General features: G+C 61.5%; 6 protein-coding genes. 4 read left to right on the top strand and 2 right to left on the bottom strand.

Translation table 11 applies throughout. The features are described 5' to 3' along the window. The first annotated feature begins 47 nt into the window (after window positions 1–47). Both HA46_RS10055 and ybaK read left to right on the top strand, forming a co-directional pair. Window positions 48–848, top strand: a complete 801-nt coding sequence (locus HA46_RS10055; RefSeq protein ID WP_084884001.1) for a TraB/GumN family protein — start codon at window positions 48–50, stop codon at window positions 846–848. Between the two features lie 173 nt (window positions 849–1,021). Next, complete coding sequence (ybaK, locus tag HA46_RS10050; protein ID WP_033788841.1) at window positions 1,022–1,501, top strand: Cys-tRNA(Pro)/Cys-tRNA(Cys) deacylase YbaK; 480 nt, start codon at window positions 1,022–1,024, stop codon at window positions 1,499–1,501. Here the strand turns inward: ybaK and HA46_RS10045 are convergent. Continuing rightward, window positions 1,498–2,367, bottom strand: coding sequence for a LysR family transcriptional regulator (locus HA46_RS10045; RefSeq protein WP_033789000.1), 870 nt, complete (start codon window positions 2,365–2,367; stop codon window positions 1,498–1,500). The genes ybaK and HA46_RS10045 overlap by 4 nt on opposite strands. 87 nt (window positions 2,368–2,454) lie before the next feature. On the opposite strand from HA46_RS10045, the gene HA46_RS10040 reads away from it, so the two are divergent. After that, window positions 2,455–2,889: a multidrug/biocide efflux PACE transporter gene (locus HA46_RS10040; RefSeq protein ID WP_084884004.1), complete on the top strand. Its 435-nt coding sequence runs from the start codon at window positions 2,455–2,457 to the stop codon at window positions 2,887–2,889. A gap of 223 nt (window positions 2,890–3,112) precedes the next feature. Here the strand turns inward: HA46_RS10040 and ushA are convergent, their stop codons facing one another. After that, the gene (gene ushA, locus HA46_RS10035; protein WP_084883999.1) at window positions 3,113–4,867 is read right to left on the bottom strand and encodes a bifunctional UDP-sugar hydrolase/5'-nucleotidase UshA; all 1,755 of its coding nucleotides are present in this window, start codon (window positions 4,865–4,867) and stop codon (window positions 3,113–3,115) included. A gap of 450 nt (window positions 4,868–5,317) precedes the next feature. On the opposite strand from ushA, the gene ybaL reads away from it, so the two are divergent. Next, on the top strand, window positions 5,318–7,006 hold the full coding sequence (gene ybaL / locus HA46_RS10030; RefSeq protein ID WP_033788839.1) for a YbaL family putative K(+) efflux transporter: 1,689 nt from the start codon (window positions 5,318–5,320) through the stop codon (window positions 7,004–7,006). The last annotated feature ends 61 nt before the right edge of the window (window positions 7,007–7,067 follow it).

Below are 7,067 nucleotides of genomic sequence, written 5' to 3'. Positions count from 1 at the left end.
GCGGCGGGAATCGCTAGCATGGCGTTTTGACTCAGTAAGGACGGGGAATGACAGGCAGCATGTGGCGCAGTGTGCAGGGGCTGGTAGGCCGACTCTTTCCCGCCAGCTATCGCTGGCCAGCTCAGGATATTCGGCTGGACGATCGCCTGCTGCATCTGGTCGGCAGCATTCATATGGGCACGCGCGATATGCAGCCGTTGCCTGCGCGTCTGCTGCGGCTACTGGATAAGGCGGATGCCTTGATTGTCGAGGCGGATATTACGCAGGGCGACTCGCCGTTCGACGATGTCGACCCGCGCGAACCGCTGGAGACGCGCCTGGCGCCGGACGAGCAGGCGCGGCTGGCGGCGCTGTGCGGCGAACTGCACCTGTCGCTGACGATGTTCGACGCCCTGCCCGCCTGGCAAATCGCGCTGATGCTGCAGGCGCAGCAGGCGCAGCGGCTGGGTCTGCGCCCCGACTACGGCATCGACTTTCAGCTGCTGCAGGCGGCGAAAAAGCTGAATAAGCCGGTCATTGAGCTGGAAGGCGCGGAGACGCAAATCGCACTGCTGAAGTCCCTGCCGGATGACGGCATGGCGCTGCTGAAAGATACGCTGACGCACTGGCATACCAATGCGCGGCTGCTGCAGATGATGGTGAGCTGGTGGCTGGATACGCCGCCGCGTGAGCCGCGCATCGCTTTACCCTCGACCTTCAGCACGGCGCTCAATGATACGCTGATCGCACAGCGCAACGCGCAGTGGTGCGATCGGCTGCGAGCCTTGCCGGCCGGACATTACGTGGTGGCGGTGGGCGCGCTGCATCTCTACGGCGGCGAGAATCTGCCCGAGCTTTTACGGCGCTAGAAAAAAAGCAGGCCGGTATTGCTATCGGCCCGTTAAAGAGGAATTTGTTTATGATTTTGGTTATCGCTCAGCCTTTCGGCCGGCGCGGAGACCATTCTTACGCAAAGCACAAACTTTCGCCACTATTAATTTATTTAATTTAGGAATGGGATTTTTCCTATAAGGAGAAGTTTATGACGCCTGCCGTAAAACTGCTGGAAAAACAAAAGGTCGCCTTTACCCTTCATCCCTATGAGCATGACGCTCAGGAAACCAGTTTTGGGGACGAGGCGGTGCGCAAACTTAACCTGGACGCGCGGCAGGTCTATAAAACGCTGCTGGTCGCGCTTAACGGCGACGCGAAACATCTGGCGGTGGCGGTTACGCCAGTCGCCAGCCAGCTCGATTTGAAAAAGGTGGCGAAAGCGTTAGGCGCGAAAAAAGCGGATATGGCCGATCCACAGCTGGCGCAGCGCGTGACCGGCTATTTGGTTGGCGGTATCAGCCCGCTGGGCCAGAAAAAGCGGCTGCCGACGGTGATTGACCGCTCCGCCGCCGACTTCACCACTATTTTCGTTTCGGGCGGCAAGCGCGGCCTGGATCTGGAGCTGGCGGCGCAGGATCTGGCGCGCCTGCTCGACGCGCCGCTGGCGGATATCGCGCGACGCGACTAGCTGCGCGGCTGGGCGCAAAGCTGGTCGATCATCCAGCGTCCCGCCGGTCCCGGCGGATTGCGGCGCGACCAGATCGCCTCTACCGCGATTTGCTGCGGCCAGCCCGGCAGCGCAAGCTCCTGCAGTAGCCCATGACCAAACTGCGTGACCAGCCAGCGCGGCAGAACGCTCCAGCCAAATCCCTGCTCCGCCATTTCCAGCAGCAGCAAATAGGTCGGCGCCGACCAGACACGTCCCGGCGGCGCAATCGCGTGCGGTTCAACCCAGGTGTTGAGCCGCAGCTGCCGCACCTGCTCCAGCGCGCTCTCCGTGAGGCCGGCGCGCTGCGCCAGCGGGTGATCGCGATGAATATAGATGGCCATTTCCGCATTGACCTGCAGCCGTGCGACGGCGATATCGGGCGGCAGCGCGGGCTGGGCGCGCACCACGCCCAGATGTACCCGCCCCGCCTGTAGCAGATCCAGCACGTCTTCATCTTCGGCGATCATGCACTCCAGTTCGATCTCCGGAAAACGCGCGTCGAACTGTTTCAATAGCTGCTCATGATGCTGGGTCTGCCAGAAGTCCGATACGGCGAAGCTGAGGCGCGGCTCAACCCCCTGCGCCAGACGGATAGCCAGAGCGTCGAGCCGCTCGCTGGCCGCCAGGATCTGCTGCACCTGCGCCAGCGCGCCCCTGCCCTGATCGGTCAGGATCGGCTGACGCCCGCTGCGATCGAACAGCTTAAAGCCGAGATCGTCCTCCAGCCCGGCGATCGCCGTGCTGATAGTTGACTGGCTTTTGCCCAGCGCGCGCGCCGCGGCGGAAAAGGAGCCGCTGCTGACGGTCTGCACAAAAGCTTCAAGGGATTCCGGTGAGTAACGCATTTCATCCATCGCTTTTATCGATAGGTCATCATTTTATCTTATCATCCGGAGATGCCAGAATGCGTGCCTTACTGTTGGAGGTTGATGATGCGTACCCGTTCGCTGAAAGAACGCTTTTTACATGCGCTGGGGTTTGAAACTCTGGCGATCCTTACCGTTTCGCCGCTGGCTGCCTGGGCGATGGATAAGCCGTTGTTTGAGATGGGCGCGCTGGCGCTGATGCTCTCAACCGTCGCGATGCTGTGGAATATGATTTACAACGCCATTTTCGACCGTATTTGTCCGCCAGGCAGAATTCATCGCGGCGTGCTGATCCGCGCCCTGCACGCGCTGCTTTTTGAAGGCGGCTTTATTTTGATCGGTTTGCCGATTGCCGCGTGGATGCTCGGCATTTCGCTGTGGCAGGCGTTTCTGCTGGAGGTGGCCTTTTTCCTGTTTTTCCTGCCCTACACCATGGCCTATAACTGGGTCTGGGACAGGCTGCGCCCGCGCTGGTTCGAACGTAAAGCCTGCGAGGCCTGACCTCTCAGACGGCCAGGCTATCAAACTGCGGGCAGCATGGGCCGAGGAGCAAAGCGTCCCGCGGCAAGGAGAACACGCCGGGAGCGTTTTTGAACAACGCAGCGCGTTGGTCCGGCAACGGGCGCACCTCCTGAATGAGGTGCGCATCTGCACGGGCAGAGCGAGCCTGGAAGCCATGGACGTTGCGCTCGGGCCCTACCCCCGCGTGATTATCCCGCCGGGATTACGGCGCGTTATGCGCCGTTTCCCGTCCCCATGGCCAGAGCCACGCCAGAATCATCTGCGGATAGCTGCGCTTGCGTGACTTCTCACGCGCCTTTTTCTCCGCTTCCGTGAGCCTGTGGATCGCATCCGTCGGCGCATAGTCGGTGGCTTTTAGCGGCGAATGGGCTTTCACATAGTCGCGCAGCACCTCGGCGTCGATATTCCCCGGATTCTGATAGCCCGGATGGGTATCGAGGCGCGGATAGCCGTCGCCGCCTGCGGCGTTAAAGCTGTTGGTCGCCATGCGGTAGGTTTTATCCTCCTGCAGCGGCTGGCCGTTTATCCGCACGTCGCTTACCGTGCTGCCGTCCGCCACCAGGCTGACGTGCGCGAACTGCGCGAAGCCGCCCGTATCAGGCTTAATGTTCGCCACCACGTCGAGATACTTCTTCACCTCGGCGCCGGTCAGCGTCACCGACACCACCTGATTGCCGAAAGGCTGCACCTGCAGCAGATCGCGCCAGCTCAGCTTGCCTGCCGGCAGCGAGGCGCGAATGCCGCCGCCGCTCATTACGGCGAAGTCCGCCTGCGTTTTCGCCATCTGCGCGCGCAGAATCAGCTGCCCGAGATTGGTCTGGGTAAAACGCACCTGCTCGCGTTCGCCGTCAAACGGCCCCGCCGCGCTGCCGACAGCGACGTTGAGACGTGCTTCGGCCCGTTTCTGATAAGGCATCAGCAGCTTCATCATGGCGGTATTCCTGGGGATCTCCTGCTGATACGTCAGCCAGGTTTCGCTGCCGTCTGCGTTTTTGATCTGATGCTTCAGGTTGACCGGCACCAGCGCGTAGGACTCCAGCGCCACCTCGCCGTTGCGCCAGGTAAAATCGCCGCGCCCTACATATTCGCCCCACTCTCCCGCCTGCATAATCCAGACGCCGTTCTGCTTGTCCGGCTGGCAGGCTGCGCCTGGCTGCCAGGCTTTTACCCGTTCGTTCTCTTTCGCCATGCAAAGCGTATCGTGCGAATGGCCGCCGACGATCATCGCGACGGTGCCGGGCGGCAGGCTGCGCGCCAGCGTCACGTCTCCGGGGGCGTTGCTGCCGTGCTCGCCGTTGTCGTCATAGCCGAGATGGCTCAGCACCACGATAACGTCAGGCTTCTCGCCTGCGCGCAGCTCCGCCACCGCTTTTTCCGTTTCGCTCACCGGATCGCGGAACTCGATATCGCGCAGATGCGCCGGATTCGCCAGCCTGGCGGTATCGGGCGTCGCCAGGCCCAGCACGGCGATCTTCAACCCCATACGATTGAAAATCGCCCAGGGCTTGAAGAGCCGCTGGCCGGTGCTTTTCTGGTAAAGGTTGGCGGCGAGAAAAGGAAAGCGCGCCCAGCTCTCCTGCTTGCGCAGCACCTCGAGCGGATGGTCAAACTCGTGGTTGCCGAGCGCCATCGCGTCATAGCCGATCAGGTTCATGCCGCGAATATCGGGCTCCGCCTCCAGCGCGTCCGACTCCGGCACGCCGGTATTGACGTCGCCCGCCGAGAGGATCAGCGCGCCGCCGCCTTTGGCCTGCACGTCGTAGCGCAGCGTATCCATTAAGGTCTTTTGCGCCGCCAGGCCATATTCGCCCTGCGCGCTGTACCAGAAATGGCCGTGCTGGTCGTTGGTGTGGAGAATGCTAAAGCGGTAAGTGCGATCCGGCTCGGCGGCCTGAGAAAGCATGGGGGTCAGCGCCAGCAGCGCAAGGCCGGTGGCAGCCCATCGTGATAACAGCAAAGCCTGTCTCCTTATTTTACGCAGTCCCGTTCCGGGTGGTGTCAGCATGCTGACCCACTGTGTCGCATATTCCACTGTTTAACTCAAGATGAAACACCGTTATTGCTGGCACTAAACGGGTCCTGATACGCCCTGGCAAAAACAAGCGAAGCGCCTGAGCGGCCAGCATAGCCGCGCCTGAGCCTAATTAATCCCGATCCTTGCACATTACAGCGCGATAATCGTCATTAAGCGGCCTTTTTTCCGCAAGATATTGTTATCGCGCGCCGCGCCAGCTTGCTTTAGTGCAGCCTGAATTGAAGAAAACAGAGAAAAACAGCCGTTCGATTCCGCTTTCCTCTTTTTTTTAAAATTTTTTATTATCATCCCGCAAATAGCACAGCGAAAATGAAGACATTGCTTTAAACTTAATTGTTACAGGCAGATACATTTGCACACAAGGAGACAGGCATGCATCACACCACACCGCTGATCACCACCATTGTCGGGGGACTGGTCCTGGCGTTTCTCCTTGGCATGCTCGCACAGCGGCTGCGTATTTCGCCGCTGGTCGGCTATTTGCTGGCGGGCGTGCTGGCCGGACCTTTTACGCCGGGTTTTGTCGCCGATACCAATCTTGCGCCTGAGCTGGCGGAGCTGGGCGTTATTCTGCTGATGTTCGGCGTCGGACTGCACTTTTCGCTGAAGGACTTAATGGCGGTAAAGAGTATCGCCATTCCCGGCGCGGTGGCGCAGATCGCCGTCGCTACGCTGCTGGGAATGGGCCTCTCCGCCTGGCTGGGCTGGTCGCTGATGACCGGACTGGTGTTCGGTCTCTGTCTTTCCACCGCCAGCACCGTAGTGCTGCTGCGCGCCCTGGAAGAGCGTCAGCTGATTGACAGCCAGCGCGGCCAGATCGCTATCGGCTGGCTGATCGTCGAGGATCTGGTGATGGTGCTGACGCTGGTGCTGCTGCCCGCCATTGCCGGCATGCTGGAACAGGGCAACGCCAGCCCGCAGCTGCTGGCGTGGGATCTGCTGCTGACCATCGGCAAGGTCGCCGCCTTTATGGTGCTGATGATGGTGGTCGGCCGTCGCGCAGTGCCCTGGATCCTGGCGAAAAGCGCCGCCACCGGCTCGCGCGAGCTGTTTACTCTGGCGGTGCTGGCGCTGGCGCTCGGCATCGCCTTCGGCGCGGTAGAATTTTTCGACGTCTCTTTCGCCCTCGGCGCCTTCTTCGCCGGTATGGTGCTGAACGAGTCAGAGCTGAGCCATCGCGCCGCCCACGATACGCTGCCGCTGCGCGACGCTTTTGCGGTGCTCTTTTTCGTCTCGGTAGGCATGCTGTTCGATCCGATGATTCTGGTGGAGCAGCCGCTGGCGGTGCTTGGCGCGTTGGTGATTGTGGTGCTGGGCAAATCTGCCGCCGCCTGGCTGCTGGTGACGCTGCTGGGTCATTCGCGCCGCACCGCGCTGACCATCTCCGTCAGCCTGGCGCAGATCGGCGAATTCGCCTTTATTCTGGCCGGCCTCGGCATCTCCCTCAACCTGCTCAGCAGCGAGGGGCGTAACCTGGTGCTGGCGGCGGCCATCCTCTCGATTATGCTCAACCCTATCCTGTTCAGCCTGCTGGAGCGTTTTCTGGCGAGGAGCGAAAGTCGTCAGGCGCAGACGCAGGAAGAGGCGGTCGAGGAGGAGATGCAGATTCCGGTGGATATCTGCCACCACGCGGTCATCGTCGGGTATGGCCGGGTCGGCAGCCTGCTGGGCCAGAAACTGCTGGAGGCGGAGGTGCCTTTCGTCGTCGTGGAGAACTCGCGCGCGCGCGTCGAGGCGCTGCGCGAACAGGGCATTCGTGCGGTGCTCGGCAATGCGGTGCGCGCCGAGACCATGGAGCTGGCGCGGCTCGACTGCGCGCGCTGGCTGCTGCTGACCATTCCCAACGGCTTCGAGTCGGGCGAGATCGTCACCACCGCGCGCGAGAAGTTTAACGACATCGAGATTATCGCGCGCGCGCACTACGACGACGAGGTGGAGTACATTATGGCGCGCGGCGCTACGCGCGTCGTGATGGGCGAGCGCGAGATCGCCAGCAGCATGCTGCATATGCTTGAGGCAGAGATCGCCGAGCGCCCTATCGTACGCGAGTGCCCGATTTAAGCGTCAGATCGCCGTTTTACCAAGGCGTCCGCGCGGAGAGAAAGCAGGCTCCGGCAGGCGC

Source organism: Pantoea septica, assembly GCF_002095575.1.
Taxonomy (GTDB): domain Bacteria; phylum Pseudomonadota; class Gammaproteobacteria; order Enterobacterales; family Enterobacteriaceae; genus Pantoea; species Pantoea septica.
The sequence above is the reverse complement of the archived record's forward strand: the minus strand, read 5'-3'. Positions and strand labels throughout refer to the sequence as shown.

Bases quoted from the DNA above. Each gene is read 5' to 3' on its own strand.
- HA46_RS10055 (WP_084884001.1), top strand. From the start codon at position 48: ATGACAGGCAGCATGTGGCGCAGTGTGCAGGGGCTGGTAGGCCGACTC.
- ybaK (WP_033788841.1), top strand. From the start codon at position 1,022: ATGACGCCTGCCGTAAAACTGCTGGAAAAACAAAAGGTCGCCTTTACC.
- HA46_RS10045 (WP_033789000.1), bottom strand. From the start codon at position 2,367: ATGCGTTACTCACCGGAATCCCTTGAAGCTTTTGTGCAGACCGTCAGC.
- HA46_RS10040 (WP_084884004.1), top strand. From the start codon at position 2,455: ATGCGTACCCGTTCGCTGAAAGAACGCTTTTTACATGCGCTGGGGTTT.
- ybaL (WP_033788839.1), top strand. From the start codon at position 5,318: ATGCATCACACCACACCGCTGATCACCACCATTGTCGGGGGACTGGTC.